Raw genomic sequence first — 23,453 nt, forward strand, 5'->3', positions numbered from 1 at the left:
TTGTTTCAAAATAATGTCACTAGACATCAACTGTGTGTACTTCTAATAAATAGGCAGTTAACGGTAATTGATTCCATTAGGGTTATAAAGTGAAACTTCATTTCTTGGAATGCTTTTCCCAAGAAATGTTAGTTGAACGAATCGGGCATTTAGGTGCCGTTTTCTACCACTTAGACCCTTTTGTATCAACTCAGGATCTTTGAAGTGGGAGTCTTACGGCACCTTACATGCGGGAAAAACAACCCTCTCTCCTATAGAGAATGGCTTCAAACTTGAAAAAACACTAGGACTAGTACTAGTTCTTTTACGTATATCGATAGTAAAAATATAATTATGGCAAAAACAGGGTTATCAATTAAAATAAGAAATGAGAGTAATTTGTTTGACAAATAACAGGCTGCTTAGGGTAACATAGAATTATGGTATCATGTATGTAAAGCTTTACTCAGTATAAACTTTACCAGACTTTTTACACATGTTCTATTAAAGATAACTTGGTTATTGAGCTCTAGCAAATCTTTACCTCATAATTAATACGTAAAATCTAAAATTTTTACGACGTGAATCAACTTCTATTTTAAACCTAATAATGTTCATACTATGTAGAAAGGAGGTCAAATAAATGATTGCCCATATGACGAATGGAACAGCAGATTTTTTGAAAAAATTAGCGGATAAATATCCAAATAAGCAGATTTGGCTAATGCATTCCGATACAAGCTCTCTTGCTTATTATGAAGATAACAAAAAAAGTATTTTTGTATCTGGTCGCGATTATGACATTCTACTAAAAAATGGAGAAATACAAGAAGAGGGCTATGTTGTTATGAATAACATTCCCGTAACCGAAGAAGGGCAACCTGTCTTTGAAGATCGATTTCGAAAGCGCAAACATGATGTCGAGAACATGCCAGGATTTCAAGCTTTTCGTTTGTTAAAACCGAAAAAAGGAAATACCTATATTGTCTTTACCCAATGGCAACGTGTAAAAGACTATGAGAACTGGAAGAATTCTGATCAATTCAAGCAGTCTCATAAAAATCAATCCGCCAAACCACCTGCTTATTTTGCAGAACGCCCATTTTTATCAACCTATCAGATGTTTGTCGATGAGGAGTAAATATAGCTCTATGCTAACGCTGCCATTAGCTAGGAATCGTTTTTTACTCTATAGAAAGTTGTTTACAGCTTCTGCACCGTACAGAAGCTGTTATGTTTTAAAATCGACAATTTGATAATAAAGTTGGTACATATCCTGTTTTGTAAATATTTTCGGAACCGGATATAATGGGTTTGCTTCCTGCAAAGCCCTCTCAATCATAATAGGAATAGCTTCTTCCTCGATTTTATTCAACTTCTCTGGAATATTCATTACTCGACTCATCCGTTTTATCTCTTTAATAAAGCCTAGCGCTTTTGCCTTGTTACTGTCTGCTTGATGAACTGGATGAACCACATCTGCAAGTTCAGCTAACGTATCATAAACAGCCTCCCCATAATGTTCCAGTACATATGGTAAGATAATGGCATTTGCCAGTCCATGAGGTACATGATAAAAACCGCCAAATGTATGAGCAATAGCGTGAACATAGCCGACATATGCACGGGTAAACGCCATCCCAGCTAAATAGGCGGCATGCTGCATATTTTCTCTGGCTTTCATATTTTCTCCATCTACATAGCTTTGTTCTAAACTTTCAAAAATCAATTTGACTGCTTGCTTACTCCAAGCCTTTGTTTCCTTCGTATTGCTTTTTCCAATAAATGCTTCAATTGCATGGGTTAATGCATCCATACCTGTTGTTGCAGTCATAAAGGGAGGAAGATTTGCGATTAATTTTGGATCATGCAAAGCGTAGTTAGGAATAAGTACTGGATCATTAATGGCATACTTTTCTAAGGTGCTAGGGTCACTAACAACTGCTGCCAGTGTTGCTTCACTTCCTGAACCAGCAGTAGTTGGGATCGCATATAATGGCGGTGTTTCCACCCGAACCTTTAACTGCCCCTTCATCTTGGAAATTGGTCTATCTGGACAAGCATACCTGGCTCCAACTACCTTTGCGCAATCAATGACTGAACCTCCTCCTAAAGCAATAATTGCCTCACATTGCTGTTGTTGAAACATAGTAAGCGCTCCCTCTATGTTTTCAATGGTAGGATTAGGAACTGTTTTATCATATAGGACGTAATGAATACTTGCTGATTGTAAATAAGTACATAATTTATCCAGTATCCCTGTTGCACGTATCCCTTTATCTGTAACAATTAAAATTCGTTTTTGAGCTGTTTGCAACAACACATCCGGAAGCTGTTGCAAACTATTTTCCCCCGTAATCAATATAGGTGTACGCCACTTTATAAACTTACTCCCAACTTTCATGATGTGCTGGTAAACCCGACAATATAATGTATAAACCAATAAATTCCCTCCTTCTTTGGTTTCTTGTATCGTCATGTACCCATCGACTGGCAACGACATGTTGCTACTTAGTCCTTTAACTACGCAGCGACAAGCTAACCATTTGCTATGTCTTAGCATGGATGAAAAAGCGGTTTGTTTATAACTTTCATTTGCCATAGTATAAAAGCCAACTAAATAAGTAGCTGGCTTTTAACTCTTTCACATCATATATTATTTATGTTCTTTCCTATTTATTTACATACTTGTCAAAGAATGTTTGAAAGTTTTCTTTTCCTTGATCTCCTTCAATTCTTGACACTTCTTTTCCATTATCAAAATAAACTAATGTTGGTACTGATTCAATTCCATAGACATCCCATTGGTCTTTAAATTCTAAAAGATTCATCTTTTTTAAATCAATATTGTTTTCTTTTGCTAACGGAACGAGATATGGAGTAGTCGACTGACAATGTGGGCATGTCGGGCTATAAAAATAAACAGTCAACGGCTTACCACTCTCCACTTTTTCTTTCAATTCATCAGGCATCATTTGATTTTGATAATTTGGATCATCCAATTGATCAATCGTGGCTTGTTTAAGCTTTTTATCTCCATACGGATTTTCATTTTTTTCTACTGCTTGATTATTTTTGTATTGCACAATAAAATATAAGCCAGCGAATAATACGAGGATGACACCGGCAAAAATGAGTAGCTTTTTCTTCATCTCTTTTTCTCCTTTCACCAACATACTTTTCTAGTTATTTATGAATTTGAGTTAAAGCGAATTAATATCAAATGTAAGACAAAAATAATAATAAATGCTGTTCCAGCTAAAAAAGGAATCGTAATGAAACCTAAAATGTTGATATATGTCACATTACAAGGTACTAATCCGCATGCCTTGCCTGCTTCTTGTAAAACAGGAAGTTTTTGAACTAAATAGTGATAGGTGGAAACAAACATACCTATTCCACTTAAAATAAGACCGGGTAAAGCAATCGAAATATCTTTTTTATAAGCAGCTACCCCATAAATAACTACTAACGGATACATAAGAATCCGCTGGACCCAGCAAAGCTCACAAGGCGGATATCCCATGACTTCAGAAAAAAACAAACTCCCTAACATCGCAATAAAAGCTTGACCCCAGATAAGCAGCAATATATTTTCTGCTTTTTTAGATAATATTGCCATAGAATATTCCTTTCTTTTTAAAGATGTCACGTAAAGAAGTGCATTACATAATTCTCGCGTATGGAACGCATACACCTTATTTTGCTTTACTTGTTTTATTAAGATAGATAATTTAATGAAGCGAACTTTCATTCAAATTTACAATATACCTTTTAAAAATTGTTCTTTGTCACCCATTCGATCTCCACTATATTTTCCAAGCCCCACCCTTATGTAGTATTATATCATTTCTCCAGTACTTTTAATGTTTGATCCATCTGTTACGTTAAGAAAAATTACCTAATCGTTGATTTTCCGATTTTTACGTTTTTCCATAATGGGCCAACTAGCGATTTTCTTTATAATAGATGATTTCTGTGTACATAAACAGCGGCCTGTGTACGGTCATTGACTTCTAGCTTGGCTAAAATATTACTAACATGTGTTTTAACAGTCTTAATCCCAATATATAAATGATTACTTATCTCCTGATTCGTCATGCCATTTCCAATACATAGCAGAACCTCCAATTCGCGTTCTGTTAAACTATCATGTCGCTTCTTTTCCCCCTTCTGAAAATTGGACACTAATTTTCCAGCAACCTTTGGCTCAATAACGTTCACTCCTTGATACGCTTTTTTAATTGCATCTGTTATCTCAACAGCTGAGGAAGTTTTTAACATATAGCTAAAGGCGCCTGCCTGTAATGCTGGGAAAACTTGCCCATCATCATAATAGCTTGTAAGGATAATTATCCGACAATCTGGAAGCTCTTGCATCACCTCTTTGGTCGCTTCAATACCGTTTCCATTATCCATGATTAGATCCATTAACACAACATTCGGTCGTGTATTCCTGATTATTTTCACACCATCTTGCCCATTTGCTGCCTCTCCAACCACTTCTATTTCTTTATCTGTTTGCAAATAAGCAATGATACCTTTTCTTACAATTTCATGATCATCTACCACTACAACTCGAATCATGTTCTGCCCTCATTTCTAACAAGGTATGCGAATATCGATATAGGTTCCAGCAGCTTCATTAGAACGAATAGCAAAGGTTCCTCCGAGCTCTTCCGAACGCTCCTTCATTGTTTTTAGTCCATAAGATGCTTTTTTTTCTTGATGAACATCAAATCCACTTCCATTATCACTAATATGGATAAATAATTCATTCGATTTCCGTAATATATGGGTAATTACTTTCGTGGCATTAGAGTGACGCAAAATATTAGACATTGCTTCTTGGACGATTCGAAATACATGCTCCTCCATTGTTTCTGTTAAATCAAGATTTTCTGAAATAGATAGTTGAAAATCAATCCGACACTTTTGTTGCAATTCGTTTACTAGTTTTTTAATGCCCTCAGCTAATGGCTCTCCTGACAGATGGACTGGACGTAAATGTAATAGTAAAGCACGCATTTCTGCCTGTGATTGGAGCGCAATTTTTGACACATCTAACACCTGTGACTTAGCTAATTCTGGTGAGTGATCAAATTGCTTAACTGCTGCTTCTGACAACATCGTTAGCGCAAATAACTGCTGACTTACTGCGTCATGTAAATCTCTTGCTATTCTTTGTCTTTCTTCAATAACTGCCGTTTTATAAGAAGCTTTTGCCATATCGGCCTTTTCATCAGCCATTCGCTGCAATGATTTGACTTGATTTTGCAAATTCTCTCCTAATTCGTTTAACTCACTGGCAACTCTTGTCATTTCATCTCCTTCATTGAAAAATAGTCGTGACTGGTAATTGCCATTAGCAAATTGAGTAATTTGTGTAGATAAGTAATCAAATCGATACTTTAAATTTCCCCCTGCTTTGAATCCAGCATAAATAGAGACAATAAAAGCAATCCCAAAATATAAAGCAATACTTAGAAAAATACTTTCCACTGTTAACCATGTTGGTTTAAATAAAACATAAAGGGATAGGATGATCGATAACATTAAAATGAAAGTAAGAAACATTCCATACAAATGAGAACGGATATAGCTGTAGCGAAGACTAACAAAGCGGCGATTCATTTAGAGTTTCCCCCTACACATAATCTATCCTGATAGACCCTGCTTTTAACTTTATGGTAAAGTCAATCTTTCGAATAGTAGAGTCATAATCTTCACTTTCATAAGTGATGGTCCGGTTAATAATTCCCTCTACTTGCTGACCGAGTACATTAATCTCACCTGCTCGTACAGTTGCATCTACGCGAAATGCGATATTTTCCGTCATTAATATCGTCACATCTCCAGCTAAAGAACGGATGCTAATGGGAATCTCTTTTTCCGGCATAAATGCTTTGGAAAAGTCAAAATAAAAATCTCCAGCCATATTATATAGATGTAACGGCTCAACCTTCCAATTTGGACTTGAATATTCATGGCTTCCTATAGAAAACATAGATGAACGGGGGTTATGTGTTTTCGGTCTATCCATATTTCTCCATGAATACGTACCGATTATTTTGCTCTCTTTTAATACAGTGATACCAATATAAATAATGAGTAATGGCCATAATTTAAAAATATCTTTAAACGTAAAATGAATCATTTCAAATCGATCCAATAGTAGTAATATTCCAAAGAGAAGGAAAAATGAGCCTGCTGCCCAGCTTCCTCCTTCTTTTTTGAAGTAGGCAATGAACCATTTTCCTCCAACCATGACAAAGAAAACAGGATAAATATATAGCCAAATATAGTAAAAATCAAACGTAAGGAAACCTAAATTGAACAGAACGAGCAGAACCCCAATCACAATGAGAGAAACTGCGATAAACAAACGAGTAATACCTTTCAATATTTTCACCTCTATGAAGAAGAACCAAGCGTACGAAGCCGCTTATTCTTTAAACTAAATAGCGCAATGATAACGATAAAGATACCACTAGTCATCATGATTTGCTGAACACTTACTCCGATAGCAATTAATAGTGAAGTGGCTATATAAGACACTGGAATTAAGCCGGTAGATACGGTTACAAGTAAGCTCATCATTCTTCCTAACATTCGTTTATCTGTCGTTTTTTGTAAAATCGTAAATACTGGAATATTAACTAGCTGTAATAAGAAAGCCATTAATAATACAAAGCCTGCACTTAACCACAAATAGTGGGACATCCCATTTAAAAAATATAAACACCCTACCGACATTATACTATATAATAATATCATTCCAGGCTTTTTAATATTTTTTATCGATAAAAATATTGCACCTAACATTGCACCTGCCCCCATAGACGTCTGGATAACAGCTAAACTAATAGAGTTTCCGGCAAATACATCTTTGACAATTATAGGCATACCAATGGAAAAAGGACCAGCAAAGAAAAAATTAATGAAAAAGGCGATAAAAACGATTGACATAATTAATTGACTTTGTCGTGCATAAATAAACCCTTCCTTTAAATCTTCCCAAGCTGAATTTTTTTCGTTTTCTGCCTCTTCTGTTTTTGATAGTTGAATAAATAGTACAGTAATAGAAGCAATGAGAAGCATGATGCATCCAACAGTGAAAACCCCCATAAATCCAAGTACAGCAATTAACGTCCCTCCAAGTGCTGGGCCTAAAATTGGGCTTATTTGTATCGTCATTTGAATTAGTGAATTTCCTCTTTGTAGCTGATCTTCTTCTAATAATAAAGGAGTTAATGAATTAGTGACCGGGTAGCTAAACGCATCAGCTATCCCAAATAACGCAGCTAATATAATTAAATGCCAAGCAGTAACAGCATCAAAATAGAGGAATAAAAGAAGTGAACCAATTAATAAAGCCCTTAACAAATCAGAGAAAAATAGAATGGTTCGCTTATTAAAACGATCTGCAACAATTCCACCAAGTGCTAATAATAATAAGCGTGGTACAGAAGCAGCAAAAAATAACATACCAAAATAAAAACGATTTTCACTCAATGTTAGCATTAACCACTCTGCACCGATTAAGTATACATAATATCCAGGTGCTGAAAACAAAGAGCTAATAAATAGCAATAAAAAATTTCGATTTTTAAAAATAGGCAATGCCTGATTTTCTTGGACAATGATAGTCATTCGTAAGGACTCCCTCCAATAATATAGATTAAGCTTACCTCTATCTTCCTTGAGGGGAAACGTTCCTTAGAATGTTATTCAATCAGCCTCGAGACTGAAATAACTGTTTCTTTCTCAACTGCTTATAAAGATATATCAAACCATTTAAACATAAAAAGCCGATAAAGAATCCAGCGATAACATCCGTTAAATAATGAACATTAATAATATATCTGCTCATACCAATCAAGATAATAAGGAAGGAAAAGAAAGTTACAATCCATCGCTTCTTCTTGATAGTGTTAACTTTCTTACTAAGAAAGTAAGCTGTTAAGCCATAGCAAACAATTGAAATCATCGCATGTCCAGATGGAAAACTATGCCCTTCTGCATTGGCTGCTGCTAAAATACTAGGACGCTCACGTTCCACCAGCTGCTTAATTGCAACATTGAAATAATGTGTAAACAGCGTACCAAAGCTAATAACCAGTGCTGGTAAAATATTGCGATATAGCCACCAAATTACAAAGGACATCATAATAACAAAAGGAGTCGTAAAAGTGGATGAACCCAGTTCTGTAATCCAACGGAAAATCGTATAAACCATTGTATCTTCCAGTTGCTCGACAGGACCACGTGTCCACTTGTCAATATAAGGAATTCTATTATGAAACAATTGGTACATCCAAATTCCAATAATAATACTTAGTAAAGCAATAAAGAACATTTTTTTATTCATAGCGATCCCTCCTATTTGTTCATCATACCCAAATTTATGTTTCAAAAAAACTAGGATAGGGAAATAATATGTGTACTAGTTATTTTATGAAAGGATGGATAACATATGGAAAAAGAGCTACAAGAATTAATTGATGGACTAAATGAAGACCTTGCTAATGAATACGGAGCTGCGATTCAATATACGTACAGCGCTTCTGTCGTTAGCGGCTTATACCGTTCCGCACTTAAGCCATTCTTTGAAGCTGAAATCAGTGACGAATTAGGCCATGCACTTTACTTATCGGAAAAAATCAAATCACTAGGTGGAACGCCTACTACTAAAGCAGCTGAAATACCACAACCTATAGAAGTAAAAGATTTATTAAAAGCTACACTGCAAGCAGAAACACATACAATTAAACGTTATGAACAACGTAAAAAACAAGCAGAGGCACTAGGATACACCGAGCTTGTTGTAAAGCTAGAAGATCTTATTGCAGATGAAACACATCATAAAGAAGAAATTGAACGTCTTTTAAATGACCCTCGTTTAGCATAAGACAAGTAAATCGTTCATGAAGTGCTATGGTCTCGCCTGCACTTCTTCTCTTAGTGCCAACAAGGTTTGAGGATAATTCACATCACGTTAACTAAGTATAAGAAAGAGGCTGGGACATAAGCAAATACGAAATAGCAAAAACCGAACAATTCATTTATAATTGTTCGGTTTGTTTGTGTTTAGAAAAACTTGGCTTATCGCCAAGTCTTTAGCGAAAGCTATCGTTTTTATTATACGATAAAGTGTAACTTCATTCAGTAGGAGTTTTCTTCCATCTCCTACTAAATGTTAGTACCTCAGGGGGTATGACCTAAAGGCCCTTAAACCAATCGGGCATTTAGGTGCCGTTAACTACTGCTTAGACCCTTTGTATCCTCAAGTTCTTAAAGTTGGAGATTACGGCACCTTACATGCGGGATAAAGCCTAAAATTTTATACTTTCTTATAGTACAAGGTCGATTTTTTGTTCGTTTTTTAATGAGCTGTTTTCGTTTGTCAAAGCCTTGTATATGAAGTACATGAGGTTCGCTACCTCTTGTGCTTTTTTTGTATAGTAATTTATACTGAAAGCGCTGTGGATTAGTAACCCAGCCACTTTATTTTTAAGCTAACTTCTGTTTTACATACCCTTGCACAAATAAAACAGCAAACAATGAGCCACCGATGAAAGCAGCAATTGCTCCTAAATACTCACCCATTACTAAAAATACGATGGAGAATAATCCAGTTTGCAATAAACTTAATTGTAAAAGGAACTTTAACAGTGACTGTTGGCGTATCTTCTGAACGATCGGGTACAGATCAATCCACATAATTGTCCGATGATGCTGGTATAGCGCCATCATTTGGAAGCTGCTTAAATATATAAACAAAATCGCAAATACAACTTTCAACCAAATTGGTGGAATAAAATAGATGATCATTCCGCCTATCACTAACAACCGTACATACATTCCCAAATAATCACCACTGCGAATAAAGGTAATACGATATAAATAGTCGTATGTATGTTTTTTTAAGAAAGGAATGCGACCTGCCATTTGAACAAGCCGATGTCGCTTCTTCACACGACTTTTCAAATGTGGAACATCTGTAAACATATTTGCTAATCGGTAAAAGGCTTGCATTCGATTACGGTCTTTTTCCACTAATACGTCCCAAAGGATTCCAGGTCGCTTAGTAGCTATTTGAAAGTCATACAAAAATATGATTACAAATAAAATCGTGGTAATACCAGCTAATACCATATCTGAGGCAATAATAAAGTAAAAGGCAGCTATATTTAAGCCTATTCTTACGATTAAATCCAAACGTCTTAACATAGGTTCCCTTATTCGAAGCATCCACCAATTGGCAATTAAATTAGCTAGCTTAAACAATAACAAAAGAGCAATGGTGACCAAATATGTGCTACCGTCACGCTCCGAAAAGACCGTCGTATATAATGGTCCAAGCGCTGCTGCTGCAAGTAATACGAGATATAACTGAATTATATAACTATAGAATAATGCATTACGGAAATAAGCTTTCATCTTATGCTCTGCCGGAATAAGAAAAACAAGATCAGGTTCTTTTAATAATGTTCGAACAGGGCTGTAGCTAGCAATTAGACCAAATACAATTCCAATAACCCAAGCAGCGGGAAAATTTTCTGGGATTTGCAATAGCCATTTTTGATAATAAAACGCAATAGCAGAGATAAAAAAAAGCATCGCAATCGCTATATGACCATTAAAAATATAGCGTAAATATCGACTAGTTTCCTTTAGATGTGCTGAAAAACGTTGTTTAAAGAATGCATGCGAATCAAACATGACTATCTTCTTCCTTTGTTAATTGTACATATAAATCATCTAAGGTTGCATCTGGCATTTTAAAACTATCTTGTAAAGCCTGTAAAGTTCCGTTAGCACGTATTTTGCCGTCGTGTAAAATAATAAAACGATCACAATACCGCTCCGCTGTAGCTAGAATATGAGTCGACATGAGTACGCCAGATCCTTTCTGTCTCATCTCTTCCATAAGCTGGAGATAGGACTGAATCCCAAGCGGGTCTAAACCTACAAATGGCTCGTCCACTATATATAATGGCGGTTCAATTATAAACGCACACATGATCATAACCTTTTGTCGCATCCCCTTCGAAAAGTGAACAGGAAACCAGTTTAGCTTTTTTTCCATCCGAAACTCTTTTAATAGCGGAGACAATCTTTTTTCAAAAACAGCCTCTGGTATATCATAAGCCATTGCTGTTAAGCGGAGATGTTCGTAAAGGGTTAGTTCATCATAAAGAATCGGCATTTCAGGAATATAAGCCATTTGGCTGCGATACTTTTCCGGATTTTCTCGATATGTTTTTCCATTTACCGTAACTTTTCCTTTTTTAGCTTGCATGAGGCCAATGACATGTTTAATTGTAGTACTTTTGCCGGCTCCGTTTAAGCCGATTAATCCAACAATTTCTCCTGGCTGAACATCAAAAGAAATGCCGTGTAATACATTTTTATGAGTATATCCTCCATAAAGATCATCTATATGTAATAATGCTTCCACATCCGATCCTCCTCTTCGTATTGTTTATATTTTATCATTTGTCCAAAAGAAAACCAAAATAAACTGTACGTTTTTTTTCGACATATATAGACGTAACTACTAAGTACATACGATTTTATTTTATATCGGGTAAAATGAGCCAACGAATATTTTCATTGGCCTGTTTCATGCATACCTTATTTCTATTACAGACACACCAATGCTCAGGAACTACGTCACCTTGGAACGACTCGACAGGACTGCTAGTGTTGACTTTGCAGCAAGGACGATCTGATCCGTTCTTGATCCCTTTCTTTTCTTATTAAACACGCATTTTTTTAGAAATCCTCAAAGATTTTTTAATAAACGTGTATAATTACATAACTTCTGTAAAGAATAATGGTTGAAGGCACAAGGATGCAAAACAGTTCACTTTAACCGATAAATTTTTCGTGTCTTCAAAATAAAGTAAGGTTCGTTTAACTCAACACACAAATGATGTGTTAGTGATGAATATCTAGCTGCATTTTGGTAAAAAGCACAAAAATGAGTTGTTGGTGAATGATAATCTAATGCTTTAACCTTACAACTATTTCCTATCATGGAAACTGTCAAAAAAGGTTATTGTAAACAATTCAATCAAGCAGTGATGCTCTATTGAACATATTGTTTACAATGTCCCCACGTTAGAATGAGCATCCAATAGCCTTCAGAAAGAGCTAGTTCCATTAAAAATGGGACTGGCTCTTTTCAATTAGACATTTTAAGAAAACAAGCGATTTTTTTAAGACAGGGATTATTCCGTCTTCACGAATATAGACATGTATGTTGTCTTTGTGCTATTTAGACATTTTCTCTCATATTTTTTTAAGTACATAAAAAAATTCTATTGACGATTTTAATCTAATCGTTGTAATATAAGCATGATAAAACGTTTTATCATTTGATCATTAGTTAGATGTAACATCTCCATTTAAACCTAAACGGGAGGGAATGTGTTGAAGAAAATAATCACATTTGGGAGCATTAACATGGACTTATCGATACAGACAAACCGTATTCCAAACAACGGGGAAACGATATATGGTAGTGATTTTTTTCTATCCCCCGGAGGAAAAGGTGCTAATCAAACCGTAGCAGCTGCTAAAAGTGGTGCCCAAACGTATATGATCGGCGGGCTGGGTGATGATGTATATGGAATACAGTTATTAAACACATTAAAAGGATATTGTGTTAATTGTAATTATATCGAGTCCTTCCCCAATACGACTAGTGGCGTTGCAGTCATTATTAGGAGCAAAGGTGATAATCGAATCATACTAAATGGTGGAGCAAATCATTTATTGGATCACCGCCATATTGACCCTGTCTTAGCAAATATCGCAAGTCCAGGGGATATTTTTCTTACCCAATTTGAGAACGATTACGATACTATTCTCTATGCGTTAGCAAAAGCGAAAGATAAGGAATTGTGGACTATATTTAACCCTGCTCCTGCTAATGAAATACCTGATACCATTTATCCTAAAATAAAACTATTGATTATTAATCAATGGGAGTGCAAATTTTTATCTGGTATATATCCTACGAAGGAGAGCGACTACAAACAAGCAATTACTTTCTTCCAACAAAAGGGAGTGCATTCCATTTTAATCACTTTAGGCTCTGAGGGAAGTGTATTTGGGAATAAATCGACATATATGTTCATCCCAAGTATTTCTGTCCAAAGTGTAGATACCACTGCTGCCGGAGATACGTATATAGGTGCACTTGCGTATTCTCTTTCATGTAATCACTCGATTAAAACGAGTATGGAATATGCAACAATGGCCGCTGCTTTAACCGTTTCAAAGCAAGGTGCACAAGAATCAATTCCGACAAAACAAGAAGTAGAGAACTTTAAATTAGAGCTATATCAAGGAGGAAATCAACATGAATAAACGACCAATTATTATTGACACTGATCCGGGAATTGACGATGCAGTTGCATTAGCGATCGCTTTATATAGCGATTATTTAGAAACAAAGTTAATTACTACCGTTGCCGGAAATGTAAGCCTTGACAAAGTAACGAATAATGCCTTGAAGCTGGTAAAACGTTTTTCGAAAAAGAAATTCCTGTTGCTAAAGGAGCAGAACGGCCATTAATAAAAGAGCCGATCGATGCGAGTAATGTACATGGTGAATCTGGTATGGACGGTTATACTTTTCCTGCACCAAATCAAGCATTGTTATTAAAAGAGCATGCTGTAAATGCCATGTACCAGACCATTATGGAAAGCAAGGAACCGATCACGCTTGTACCGATTGGTCCTCTAACTAATATTGCTTTACTTTTACGATTATATCCAGAGGTAAATGAAAATATTGCAGAAATTGTCCTTATGGGAGGATCTACTACAAGAGGGAACTCTGGTGTAATGGCTGAATTTAATGTTCATGCGGACCCAGAAGCAGCAAAAATTGTTTTTCACAGCGACATCCCTATTGTTATGGCTGGTTTAGATGTTGGTTGGAAGGCGCTTATTTATCCAAAAGATAGTGAAAAGCTTAAAGAAATAAATGAAACCGGAAAGATGATTTATCAGTTATTTCAGAAATACCGCGGTGGAAGCATGAAGACCGGCTTAAAAATGTATGATAGCTGTGCAATTGCATATTTATTAAGACCGGAAATGTTTACCGTAAAAGAAACCTATGTGGATATTGAATTATCTGGAACATTAACAGCAGGTTGTACTGTAACAGACTTAAAAGGCTATTTAAATCAAGCTCCTAACGCAAAAGTTTGTGTTGATATTGATGAAGATCAATTTAAACAATGGTTTTTAAGCAGTCTAAAGAAATGCAACTAAGACAAGAAAGCAGAGGTACTTTATTATGACAGAAAACCTAATTATGTATGGTTCAACCATTTTGGCTGTTGCTATTATCATCTATATGTTAATTAAAAAAATGGATATCAAAATTGCCCTATTCTCGATTGGAACGGTCCTTATTCTAATTAGTATTGGCATGGGGCATGAAATTGCCTTTCCCGATTTTGAGTCAACCGGCTCTTTACTGCTCGATCCGTTACAAGTAATTGTTCAGCAATTTAAAGATACGTTTGTCCAAGCAGGGCTTATTATCCTTATGCTTGGAGGATATACAGCTTATATGTCATCCATCGGTGCAAATGATGTGACCGTGCAAGTGTTAACTAAGCCGATTAACAAAATCAAATCCGTCTACATTTTGGTACCAGTAGTGTTTTTATTAGGCAACCTACTTTCGCTTGTTATTCCTAGTGCTTCAACATTAGCCATTTTATTGCTGGCAACCTTGTATCCCGTACTAAAACAAGCAGGAATGTCCGTATTAAGTATTGCTGCAATTATTGCTACATCAGCTACCATTATTCCAACACCTTTGGGAAGTGACAATGTAGCGGTAGCAGAAGAATTTGCTAAATATGCTGCATTTGCTGATATGTCAGTAAGTGATTATGTTTTTAATTATCACGCTGCCGTATCGATTCCATCTTTACTATTTATTGCCATTATCCATTATTTTTGGCAAAAACGAATGGATAAAAAATCGGTTACTGTTACTTCTGATGAACAAATGGAAGTAACAGAGGTAGAAAAGGTAAAAAGCGGGAAGCTTTATAAAACCGTTTATGCTATTTTACCAATATTCCCAATTATATTACTCCTTATTTCATTTATTTTAGATCTTGCAGCTGGTATTACGTTTTCCATAAGTGTTGAAATTGCCGTTGTTGCTTCTGTAATTATTAGCATCATTTGTGAATTGATCAGACATAAAGGAGACAAAGCTGTATTAGCTAATACGGAGAAGTTCTTTGAAGGTATGGGCAGAACCATTCCGATTGTTGCATTAATTGTCGCTGCTTCGGTTTTCGTAACAGGGTTGAAATCAATTGGCTTAATAGACGCGCTACAATCAACAATGCAAAACTTCCACGGACAAGGTCTTAATTTTATCCTGCCGTTAATTCTTGTTCTGTTTACTGCACTCATTGTATTGTTAAGTGGTAGTGGCATAGCTTTGTTCTTCGCGATGGTACCGTTAATGGTTCCTTTAGCAGAAGCAGCTGGGATTAGTCCGATTGCAATCTCCGTTCCGATGGGATTAGCAGGGAACTTATTTAGAGCTGTTTCACCGGTTGCACCTGTAGTGTTAATTATAGCTGGAACCTTAAAAATTGAACCGCTTGATATTATTAAACGGACCTCCGTGCCAATGATTGCAGGTATAGTGTGTATGTTCATTCTATCAATGATTTTCTTTTTATAAGTAATGTTTAAATAGAAGGTCAAGGCGGTATAACCAACCTTTATAAGTGATTACAATGGAACATCCCCTTATTTATATGTAAAATAGGTTTGAATGATAATTACAGGGGATGTTTCTATTGAAAGTAACGATTAAAGATATAGCTAAAAAAGCCGGCGTATCTCCAAGCGCTGTATCCTTAGTACTAAATAACAGACCATGTCGTATTTCACAACAAAAAAAAGATGAAATTAAACAGATTGCCAAGGAATTAAATTATACAGCAAATCAAATCGCGAGAAGTCTTGTTACGAAACAAACAAAAACATTAGGTTTAATTATTCCGGATATAGAAAATATCTTCTTTTCGTCACTGGCAAAACATATTGAAATAGAATGTCGAAAACATGGATATGCCTTAATCATCCTTCATTCAGATAATAACGATCAACACGATTTAGAATTATTAGACTTACTCGTATCCCGATCTGTTGAAGGAATTTTTTTAATTCCAGGAAGTGAAGCCTCCAAGTATAAAGAAGCTCTTATAAATAAATTGAAGCAGATTCCTATTCCTTATATCATGTTAGACCGTGTATATCCAGAGTTTTCATGTGATAAAGCCTGGTTTGACAACGAATACGGTGCCTACCTTGCTGTTAAACATATGTTAGAAAAAGGGCATCGTAAAATTGGTTGTATTGTTAGTACTAACTTTTATAATGGACAGTTAAGATTAAATGGATACATTCGTGCTTTAAAAGAATATCATATCCCGATTAAGCAGAATTATATCGTCAAAGGTGACTATAAAAAAGAAAGTGGCTATTTCGCAGGAAAAAAATTAATGCAAGAAGATCTTACTGCCATCTTTGTTACGAACGATATGATGGCACTCGGGGTAATCAATAGCATTTATGAGCAAAACAAACAAATACCCAACGACTATTCTATCGTTAGCTATGACAATACGATTTATCCATATATATTTGGTATTGAACTTACATCTGTTAAGCAAGATGTTAAAAAATTGAGCAGCAGCGCTTTTGAACTTCTATATAAAAAAATCACTGGATCTGTCGGCACTGAAAAGGAAATATGTTTACAACCTGAATTAATTGTTAGAAATAGTGTTAAAGCATTAAATCATTAATTTTATCTGTGACTGATCCTTACGTTTGTTATTTGAAAATCGTTATGTGTTGGTCGAAGTTTTCCTTGTCATTGAAAAATCGCGATGTGTTGGTCGAAGTTTTTTCTTATTTTTGAAAAAGAAAAAACACTTTTCTGCATGCGGTGTATTGCTGTCGAAGCATACTCTGTTCTTGAGTTCTTAAAAAACAAATCACTTTTTCTGCATACGAGCCTTAATCAAGAAGGCTTTCTTGTCCTGTTGCAACGAGTTTCTAGATCGACAGTTTTAAAACAAAATCGCTTTTTTTCTTGTCCCATATCCCAAATAAGTCGGACATTTGGGAGCCGTTACTTCTACTTAAACTTCTTCGCATTCTCTCTTGAAATAAGAGACTTACGACACGAGATATGGGATAAGACTTGTTCATATAAATGAGAGCTAGATCTTTTTATCTGGAAAACTTAGCTGGAACCTGCTACAACAAGAATCTTACATCACCATAGTATGAAAACTCTGACAATAATCTCAGAATCCTTTACAATCTATACTAAATATAGATACAATAGTAACTAACTTGAAGAGAGGAATGGTGAAAGGTTATGAGTCATGAAGATTGCATTTTTTGTAAAATTATTAATCAGGAAATCCCTTCAGCAAAAGTGTACGAGGATGAACATGTATATGCTTTTTTAGACATTAGTCAAGTAACGAAAGGTCATACGTTAGTCATTCCTAAAACACATGTAAAAAACATTTATGAAACTCCGCCTGAAGTTGCTGCTTCGTTATTTGAAAGAATACCTAAAATTGCGAATGCAATTAAAGCAGCCTATCAACCGATTGGAATGAATCTACTTAATAATAACGAAAAGCCTGCAGATCAATCTGTATTTCATTTACATATCCATCTGCTTCCACGATATGGGAAAAATGATGGCTTTTCTTCCAATTGGAAAGTTCATATGGATGACTACACTGCTGAAGATTTGCAAAAAATGGCAAGCACCATTAACCAAGCGATCAGCAATTAATCAATAAACAAGACCAGTGAAAGTGTGTGTTTAAAAAAGAGTATACAGGGGTTAAAACAGTTTCATTTCGACTAGGGGAATTAAATTTATGTCGACAATTTTGAACTTCTTCTTAAATGAAACTTTTTATTTAGACCTATGTTTGTTATAATGAAAATATATATCTGCAACTGACAACAAGTGTACAGTTGGGAAAATAATGAGTTGAGAAAAGCTTGAGTAGAGGAGAGTATACAAATGAATATAAGAGTATTAGTTATTTTGTCGCTATTCGTAGGTATTGGGGCTGTGTTACATGCTATTGTACCACCGATTATTTTTGGGGTTAAACCTGATATGCTGCTTTCGATGATGTTTTTGGGAATTCTTCTATTTCCCAAAGTAAAATATGTGGTAATACTTTCTATTGCTACTGGAATCATATCCGCTTTAACTACTTCAGCTCCAGGAGGACAAATAGCTAATCTTATTGATAAGCCGATTACAGCAATGCTTTTTCTAATTTTAGCTATCATCATTAAGAAATCAATGAGCCCTACTATTCGTGCAGCAGTTCTAACTGCAATTGGAACATTGATTTCAGGAGCAATCTTTTTAAGTGTTGTCTTATATTTAATCGGTATCATGGATGGCTCATTCTTAGCTATGTTTAGCATGGCTGTATTACCAGCTGCACTGCTGAACACACTTATTATAGCTGTTGTCTTTCCTATTACACAAAGGATTTTAAAAAGAGCACCACAGCTAATTAGTACGTGATGATAAAATCCTCTGGCACAAAGTTTGTCGGAGGATTTTTTACAATCATACAGTTGCCAGGCCATCATTAATACTTGCTATAAAGGTATATAATAAGTAAGAAAGGAGCGAATTTAAATGGCTAATGCAAAATCTCTATTTTTGGGAATAGCAGTTGGAGGTGTCGTTAGTGCGACGGTCACTCTACTTAGCACTCCTTCTTCTGGACAAAACTTCCGAAATCAAATGAAGGATAGAACCTTAGAATTGAAAAAAATGCTTCTAAGTTTAAAACAGGACGGGTTGCGCTTAAAACAACAAATTCAAGAAACCTCTCAAGAAGGCGTTGCATTAATTAAAGAGCTTACTCAAGATATGAAGAAATCAGTAACAGAGTGGAAAACAACTGTAGAACCCCACCAAAAAAACATTCATCAGTATTTGGAACAAATTGAGTCAAGTTTAAAGGACTTAGAAGATAAAGTTAAAAAACAATAAAAGATGGGAAGCTTTCTCAATTGGGAAAGCTTTTTAATTTACATAAATAATCATCCAATACACGTACTTCATATATAAAAACGAGCTCCGTTTCGGAACTCGTTTTTCCTTACTTATTTTGCTTGCAAATCTTCAATGGAATCTATTTCCATATAATCTGGTACTACTAATCCAATTTTAGCTCCATTCAAGTTCTCTCCCATATCCACAAACTGATCTTCAAATTTTTCATAAAAATCTTTGTGTGTCATTGGCATCCAAGCCGCTAATGTAGCATCAGCATCCCCATTTGCAACTGCTTCAAATACAACAGCAACATCTACAGGGGTAATTGTTACTTTAAACCCTTTTTGCCGAAGAACCTCAGCTACGACGTTTGCCGAAGCAAGCTCTGAATCCCAAGGAGTTGTAACAAGCTCCAGTTTTTCACCATCGACATCTTCAACGCCTTCAATCCATGCTTTTATTTTATCCGGATTATCTTTAACCCATTGTTTTGCTACTTCGGCTACTTCCTCTCCAGTTTCTGAAGCCTCATACATAATACTTTCCATATCTTCTACTTCCCAGTTAAACTGGTCGATTAGCTTATAAGCGTTTGGCTTTTCTTCCTTTAAACCCTTTCGAGCTAGTGATTTAATCACTTCCACATCCCCATAAATGCCTTTTGGATCTTCTAGATATTTCAAATTATCAAATTTAGCAAACTTCCAATGAGGATTCCAGCCTGTTACAATTATCGGCTCCTCGTTAGTTATTGCTTCTTCTAACTCAGTAACCATAGCCGCAGTAGATGATTGTTCTAATTCCCAGCCTGATAGACTATCATATTCCTCAATTGCTTTTTCTGTTGTTACGGTAATCCCTGCTCCTGGTTCTATCCCAGTTATTGTATAATCTACTTCTTCGCTATAATTGTTTTCACTCGACTCAGCAGACTTACTATCCCTTTTCTTGTTATCATCGGCACTACAGCCAACAAGCATCATGAATAAAAAGACTATTCCGAATAAAAACAACGATTTCTCCCATTTTTTACTAGTCATAATAACACACCTTATTATTGTTTTAGAAATAAAGCTGATACAGATTTGTATCAGCTTTTGCCAAAAATTTAATTATCAAATCATCTTTTTAGAAATCTATTACTCTACGTTTTTTGTCCATTCCTTCACTTTATCTTGATTGTCTTCCACCCATTTAGCGGCAGCGTCTTCAGGAGAAGCACCATTAGAAATTTCTAGCATGACAGATTCCATATCGTCCGTTGTCCATTTAAATTGATCAAGTATTTTGTATGCTTCAGGCATATCCTCTTCTAATCCTTCACGAACCATTGTTTCAATCGTTTCTTCTTCACCAAATGTCCCCTTTGGATCTTCTAAATACTTCAAGTCATATTTGGCAAACTTCCAATGTGGAGTCCATCCAGTTACAATGATCTCTTCTTCTTTTTCTATTGCTGAACCTAATTCAGTTGCCATTGCGCCACTTGATGACGTTTGAACTGTCCAGTCTTTTAGATTATCATAATCTTTAAGCGCTTGTTCACTTGCAGCAACCACTCCTGCACCAGGTTCGATTCCAGTAATCACTTGATCTGCTTGCTTATCTAAATCTTCAATGCTAGTTACATCCATATAATCCGGAACAACTAAACCAATTTTGGCACCTTCTAAGTTTTCTCCCAGTTCAACTACTTGATCGCCATATTGTTCATATTGACTCTTGTGCGTTGCAGGTAACCAAGCAGCTACCATACCGTCAGCTTCTCCCTTAGCTACAGACTCCCACATTACAGCATTGTCTAACGGAGTTAATTTTACATCATAGCCTTGATCTTCCAGAACTTTACCAATTACATGTGTAGATGCTATTTCAGAGTCCCATTCTACATAAACTAACTCTATTTCTTTTGACTTTTTATCTCCTGAACCTTCTCCGGATTTTGATTTCGATGATTCATCATCCGATCCACATCCAGCTGCAAAAAGTGCTAATAAAAGTCCTGCAACTAAACCCAAATGTTTCCAATTCCATTTAAACAATATAAATCTCTCCTTATTTTTTCATTTTAAATAAGAAAACTTTTCTTATGAAAAGATACCAACCGAGTAATTAATTAATTATTTCTTTCTTTATTCATATTTTGCGTAATTCGATCCATAATGATAGCTAAAATTACAATTGCAATTCCTGCAACAAATCCAGCACCAGCTTCTGCACGTTGTAATGCAGAAAGGACATCTCTACCTAATCCAGGAGCTCCAATCATGGATGCGATAACTACCATAGACAATGCTAACATAACTGTTTGGTTAATGCCTGCCATAATCGTTGGTCTCGCCATTGGCAGCTCAACCTTAAATAACTTCTGCGCACCTGTACTACCAAATGCTTCTGAAGCCTCTACCAATTCAGCAGACACTTGACGTATGCCCAGATTGGTAAATCGAACTGTTGGTGGTGTAGCGAAAATTAAAGATGCAAAGACCCCAGGAACCATGCCAATTCCAAAAAAGGCAACTGCAGGAATTAAATATACAAACGCAGGCATTGTCTGCATAAAATCCAAAATTGGAGTAATAATAGCAGATGCTATATTACTTTTTGACATTATGATTCCGATTGGTACTCCAATAATAACGGATAAAATACTAGCTAATAATACTAAAGTGAACGTATTAATAAGCTGTTCCCATAATCCTTGATTATAAATTAGCCATAAGCCCACGATTGAAAATGCGGCTAAACCGAATTTTTTGCCGGTGATGAAAAACGCAATTACTGCTACGATAAGAATTACAATTAACGGGGGAATTGCCATTAACGATTCTGAAGTAAAATCCATAAAGCTTTCAAACTGTTCTTTGATAGGATCGAATAAGAAGGAAAATGTGCTTGTAATCCAATCAGTAACTTTGTCTGTTCCTTCTGCAAGTTCTATTTTGGGGATGATATCCAATATATTATTCAACATCTAAATTCACCTCATTAACACTGGATAGGGCAGCAATGACTGCACCTCTCACAATAATTCCTACTAATTTTTCATTTTCTACTACAGCAACTGGAATGGGTGAATTATAGATGAGGTCAAAAATCTCATGCATCGATGTATCTTTGCCTACAATCGGAATATCGTTTTGCAGAATTTCTTGTAACTTGGTTATTTCTTTTTTCACTGCTCTTGAAGCACTATCTGCAGAAATATATCCTTTTAAATTCCGTTGACTATCAACAACAAAAATACTTGACAATCCTTCTTCACGCATTCGTTCTAAAGCAACCCTTGGCCCATGCTTTTCTATGTTGACCGTCTCTGGACGTTTCATAATATGTTGTGCAGTTAATACTTTAGAACGATCTACATCCTCAACAAACTTTTGAACATAGTCATTCTCTGGATTGACTAAAATTTCTTCAGGTGTACCAATTTGTACAATATTTCCATCCTTCATCAGTGCAATCCGATCACCAATTCGTAGAGCTTCATCAAGATCATGGGTAATAAAAATAATTGTTTTCTGCATTTTTCCTTGTAAATCCAACAACTCATCTTGCATTTCTTTACGAATTAATGGATCCAATGCAGAAAAAGCCTCATCCATTAAAAGAATCTCTGGATCATTTGCTAATGCACGAGCAAGCCCTACTCGTTGCTGCATTCCCCCAGACAACTGATTTGGCTTTTGATGTAAATAATCGCCTAATCCAACTAACTTTAGTGCTTTTTCAGCTTTTTTCCGTCGTTCCTCTTTATCTACTTTTTGAATTTCTAATCCATACTCTGCATTTTGCAGAATAGTTCTATGTGGAAACAGACCAAAATTTTGAAACACCATACTCATTTTTTTTCTACGCACATTACGCAATGCACGTTTATCCATTTTCATTATGTCTTCTCCGTCAATTAATACGGTGCCTTCTGTTGGCTCAATTAAACGATTAAGCAGTCGCACAAGGGTAGATTTACCACTTCCTGATAATCCCATAATAACAAAAACCTCTCCTTGTTCGACAGAAAAAGAAGCACGATTAACTCCAACAGTGTTTCCTGTTTCTTTTAGTATTTCTTCTTTTGTCAAACCCTTATCCAGTAACTTTGTAACTTGCTTTGGATTTTTACCAAATATTTTTGATAAATTTTTTGCTTCTATGATCGGCACATCTTTCACCTCATTTTTCAGTTTCATCTACGAGTACTTCGACCTAATACTTTTTAATCATAGCTAATCCATACAAAGCCTTTAAAAAATTTGAATCATGGATTCATAGATTTTCAAAAGCTCCGAACAAAATCATTTACTTTATTACTATAACGATTTTATTTATTCAACACAAACTT

22 protein-coding genes and 1 pseudogene are annotated in these 23,453 nt (G+C 35.6%); 9 read left to right on the forward strand and 14 right to left on the reverse strand.

The genetic code is table 11. The annotated features are described in order from the left end of the window. The first annotated feature begins 622 nt into the window (after positions 1-622). Positions 623-1,120: an antibiotic biosynthesis monooxygenase family protein gene (locus tag BN1066_RS01925; protein WP_077317838.1), complete on the forward strand. Its 498-nt coding sequence runs from the start codon at positions 623-625 to the stop codon at positions 1,118-1,120. 90 nt (positions 1,121-1,210) lie between these two features. Here the strand turns inward: BN1066_RS01925 and BN1066_RS01930 are convergent, their stop codons facing one another. The 8 genes from BN1066_RS01930 to BN1066_RS01965 all read right to left on the reverse strand — a co-directional run bounded on the left by BN1066_RS01930 (position 1,211) and on the right by BN1066_RS01965 (position 8,350). Continuing rightward, positions 1,211-2,383 (reverse strand): iron-containing alcohol dehydrogenase, encoded by a 1,173-nt coding sequence (locus tag BN1066_RS01930; protein WP_077317972.1) that lies wholly within the window; start codon positions 2,381-2,383, stop codon positions 1,211-1,213. Between the two features lie 268 nt (positions 2,384-2,651). Continuing rightward, the gene (locus BN1066_RS01935; RefSeq protein ID WP_077317839.1) at positions 2,652-3,131 is read right to left on the reverse strand and encodes a thioredoxin family protein; all 480 of its coding nucleotides are present in this window, start codon (positions 3,129-3,131) and stop codon (positions 2,652-2,654) included. 38 nt (positions 3,132-3,169) lie between these two features. After that, the gene (locus tag BN1066_RS01940; RefSeq protein WP_077317840.1) at positions 3,170-3,601 is read right to left on the reverse strand and encodes a disulfide oxidoreductase; all 432 of its coding nucleotides are present in this window, start codon (positions 3,599-3,601) and stop codon (positions 3,170-3,172) included. 338 nt (positions 3,602-3,939) lie between these two features. Continuing rightward, positions 3,940-4,566, reverse strand: a complete 627-nt coding sequence (locus BN1066_RS01945; RefSeq protein WP_077317841.1) for a response regulator transcription factor — start codon at positions 4,564-4,566, stop codon at positions 3,940-3,942. Between the two features lie 15 nt (positions 4,567-4,581). Then, positions 4,582-5,613 (reverse strand): sensor histidine kinase, encoded by a 1,032-nt coding sequence (locus BN1066_RS01950; RefSeq protein ID WP_077317842.1) that lies wholly within the window; start codon positions 5,611-5,613, stop codon positions 4,582-4,584. A 13-nt stretch (positions 5,614-5,626) separates the two neighbouring features. Next, positions 5,627-6,391, reverse strand: coding sequence for a cell wall-active antibiotics response protein LiaF (liaF, locus tag BN1066_RS01955; RefSeq protein ID WP_245799668.1), 765 nt, complete (start codon positions 6,389-6,391; stop codon positions 5,627-5,629). Positions 6,392-6,393: 2 nt separating this feature from the next. Further along, positions 6,394-7,632, reverse strand: a complete 1,239-nt coding sequence (locus tag BN1066_RS01960) for an MFS transporter (protein ID WP_077317844.1) — start codon at positions 7,630-7,632, stop codon at positions 6,394-6,396. An 82-nt stretch (positions 7,633-7,714) separates the two neighbouring features. After that, complete coding sequence (locus tag BN1066_RS01965) at positions 7,715-8,350, reverse strand: phosphatase PAP2 family protein (protein ID WP_077317845.1); 636 nt, start codon at positions 8,348-8,350, stop codon at positions 7,715-7,717. A 105-nt stretch (positions 8,351-8,455) separates the two neighbouring features. Between BN1066_RS01965 and BN1066_RS01970 the strand changes: the two genes are divergently transcribed. Next, positions 8,456-8,890 (forward strand): ferritin-like domain-containing protein, encoded by a 435-nt coding sequence (locus BN1066_RS01970; protein WP_077317846.1) that lies wholly within the window; start codon positions 8,456-8,458, stop codon positions 8,888-8,890. Positions 8,891-9,492: 602 nt separating this feature from the next. On the opposite strand, the gene BN1066_RS01975 is transcribed toward BN1066_RS01970, so the two are convergent. Together BN1066_RS01975 and BN1066_RS01980 are read right to left on the reverse strand one after the other, a co-directional pair. After that, complete coding sequence (locus tag BN1066_RS01975) at positions 9,493-10,704, reverse strand: ABC transporter permease (protein ID WP_077317847.1); 1,212 nt, start codon at positions 10,702-10,704, stop codon at positions 9,493-9,495. Continuing rightward, positions 10,697-11,443 carry an ABC transporter ATP-binding protein gene (locus BN1066_RS01980; protein ID WP_077317848.1) on the reverse strand — a complete coding sequence of 249 codons (747 nt, stop codon included), beginning with the start codon at positions 11,441-11,443 and terminating at the stop codon, positions 10,697-10,699. The genes BN1066_RS01975 and BN1066_RS01980 overlap by 8 nt, the downstream gene beginning before the upstream one ends. Positions 11,444-12,420: 977 nt before the next feature. Between BN1066_RS01980 and BN1066_RS01985 the strand changes: the two genes are divergently transcribed. The 7 genes and pseudogenes from BN1066_RS01985 (at position 12,421) to BN1066_RS02015 (ending at position 19,105) form a co-directional block, all read left to right on the forward strand. Continuing rightward, positions 12,421-13,362, forward strand: coding sequence for a ribokinase (locus BN1066_RS01985; protein WP_077317849.1), 942 nt, complete (start codon positions 12,421-12,423; stop codon positions 13,360-13,362). Continuing rightward, positions 13,355-14,277, forward strand: a pseudogene (gene rihC / locus BN1066_RS01990) (ribonucleoside hydrolase RihC). The gene BN1066_RS01985 and the pseudogene rihC overlap by 8 nt, the downstream one beginning before the upstream one ends. 25 nt (positions 14,278-14,302) lie before the next feature. Then, positions 14,303-15,724 carry a C4-dicarboxylate transporter DcuC gene (gene dcuC, locus BN1066_RS01995; RefSeq protein WP_077317850.1) on the forward strand — a complete coding sequence of 474 codons (1,422 nt, stop codon included), beginning with the start codon at positions 14,303-14,305 and terminating at the stop codon, positions 15,722-15,724. 118 nt (positions 15,725-15,842) lie between these two features. Continuing rightward, positions 15,843-16,856 carry a LacI family DNA-binding transcriptional regulator gene (locus tag BN1066_RS02000; RefSeq protein ID WP_077317851.1) on the forward strand — a complete coding sequence of 338 codons (1,014 nt, stop codon included), beginning with the start codon at positions 15,843-15,845 and terminating at the stop codon, positions 16,854-16,856. 581 nt (positions 16,857-17,437) lie between these two features. Continuing rightward, positions 17,438-17,869, forward strand: a complete 432-nt coding sequence (locus tag BN1066_RS02005; RefSeq protein WP_077317852.1) for an HIT family protein — start codon at positions 17,438-17,440, stop codon at positions 17,867-17,869. A gap of 237 nt (positions 17,870-18,106) precedes the next feature. Next, a complete protein-coding gene (locus BN1066_RS02010; RefSeq protein ID WP_077317853.1) occupies positions 18,107-18,628 on the forward strand; it encodes a tryptophan transporter in 522 nt (173 codons plus the stop codon). A gap of 117 nt (positions 18,629-18,745) precedes the next feature. Further along, complete coding sequence (locus BN1066_RS02015) at positions 18,746-19,105, forward strand: YtxH domain-containing protein (RefSeq protein ID WP_077317854.1); 360 nt, start codon at positions 18,746-18,748, stop codon at positions 19,103-19,105. 113 nt (positions 19,106-19,218) lie between these two features. On the opposite strand, the gene BN1066_RS02020 is transcribed toward BN1066_RS02015, so the two are convergent. The 4 genes from BN1066_RS02020 to BN1066_RS02035 form a co-directional block, all read right to left on the reverse strand. After that, positions 19,219-20,151, reverse strand: coding sequence for a glycine betaine ABC transporter substrate-binding protein (locus BN1066_RS02020; protein ID WP_077317855.1), 933 nt, complete (start codon positions 20,149-20,151; stop codon positions 19,219-19,221). Between the two features lie 99 nt (positions 20,152-20,250). Continuing rightward, complete coding sequence (locus BN1066_RS02025) at positions 20,251-21,153, reverse strand: glycine betaine ABC transporter substrate-binding protein (RefSeq protein WP_077317856.1); 903 nt, start codon at positions 21,151-21,153, stop codon at positions 20,251-20,253. A gap of 74 nt (positions 21,154-21,227) precedes the next feature. Continuing rightward, a complete protein-coding gene (locus BN1066_RS02030) occupies positions 21,228-22,085 on the reverse strand; it encodes an ABC transporter permease (RefSeq protein ID WP_077317857.1) in 858 nt (285 codons plus the stop codon). Then, positions 22,075-23,274, reverse strand: coding sequence for a quaternary amine ABC transporter ATP-binding protein (locus BN1066_RS02035; protein ID WP_077317858.1), 1,200 nt, complete (start codon positions 23,272-23,274; stop codon positions 22,075-22,077). Before BN1066_RS02035 ends, BN1066_RS02030 begins: the two co-directional genes overlap by 11 nt. Between the last annotated feature and the right edge of the window lie 179 nt (positions 23,275-23,453).

This window comes from Virgibacillus proomii (genome assembly GCF_900162615.1).
Classification (GTDB): domain Bacteria; phylum Bacillota; class Bacilli; order Bacillales; family Amphibacillaceae; genus Virgibacillus; species Virgibacillus proomii.

Coding starts and splice junctions, on each gene's coding strand:
- BN1066_RS01925 (WP_077317838.1), top strand. CDS start 623: ATGATTGCCCATATGACGAATGGAACAGCAGATTTTTTGAAAAAATTA.
- BN1066_RS01930 (WP_077317972.1), bottom strand. CDS start 2,383: ATGAAAGTTGGGAGTAAGTTTATAAAGTGGCGTACACCTATATTGATT.
- BN1066_RS01935 (WP_077317839.1), bottom strand. CDS start 3,131: ATGAAGAAAAAGCTACTCATTTTTGCCGGTGTCATCCTCGTATTATTC.
- BN1066_RS01940 (WP_077317840.1), bottom strand. CDS start 3,601: ATGGCAATATTATCTAAAAAAGCAGAAAATATATTGCTGCTTATCTGG.
- BN1066_RS01945 (WP_077317841.1), bottom strand. CDS start 4,566: ATGATTCGAGTTGTAGTGGTAGATGATCATGAAATTGTAAGAAAAGGT.
- BN1066_RS01950 (WP_077317842.1), bottom strand. CDS start 5,613: ATGAATCGCCGCTTTGTTAGTCTTCGCTACAGCTATATCCGTTCTCAT.
- BN1066_RS01960 (WP_077317844.1), bottom strand. CDS start 7,632: ATGACTATCATTGTCCAAGAAAATCAGGCATTGCCTATTTTTAAAAAT.
- BN1066_RS01965 (WP_077317845.1), bottom strand. CDS start 8,350: ATGAATAAAAAAATGTTCTTTATTGCTTTACTAAGTATTATTATTGGA.
- BN1066_RS01970 (WP_077317846.1), top strand. CDS start 8,456: ATGGAAAAAGAGCTACAAGAATTAATTGATGGACTAAATGAAGACCTT.
- BN1066_RS01975 (WP_077317847.1), bottom strand. CDS start 10,704: ATGTTTGATTCGCATGCATTCTTTAAACAACGTTTTTCAGCACATCTA.
- dcuC (WP_077317850.1), top strand. CDS start 14,303: ATGACAGAAAACCTAATTATGTATGGTTCAACCATTTTGGCTGTTGCT.
- BN1066_RS02005 (WP_077317852.1), top strand. CDS start 17,438: ATGAGTCATGAAGATTGCATTTTTTGTAAAATTATTAATCAGGAAATC.
- BN1066_RS02010 (WP_077317853.1), top strand. CDS start 18,107: ATGAATATAAGAGTATTAGTTATTTTGTCGCTATTCGTAGGTATTGGG.
- BN1066_RS02015 (WP_077317854.1), top strand. CDS start 18,746: ATGGCTAATGCAAAATCTCTATTTTTGGGAATAGCAGTTGGAGGTGTC.
- BN1066_RS02020 (WP_077317855.1), bottom strand. CDS start 20,151: ATGACTAGTAAAAAATGGGAGAAATCGTTGTTTTTATTCGGAATAGTC.
- BN1066_RS02030 (WP_077317857.1), bottom strand. CDS start 22,085: ATGTTGAATAATATATTGGATATCATCCCCAAAATAGAACTTGCAGAA.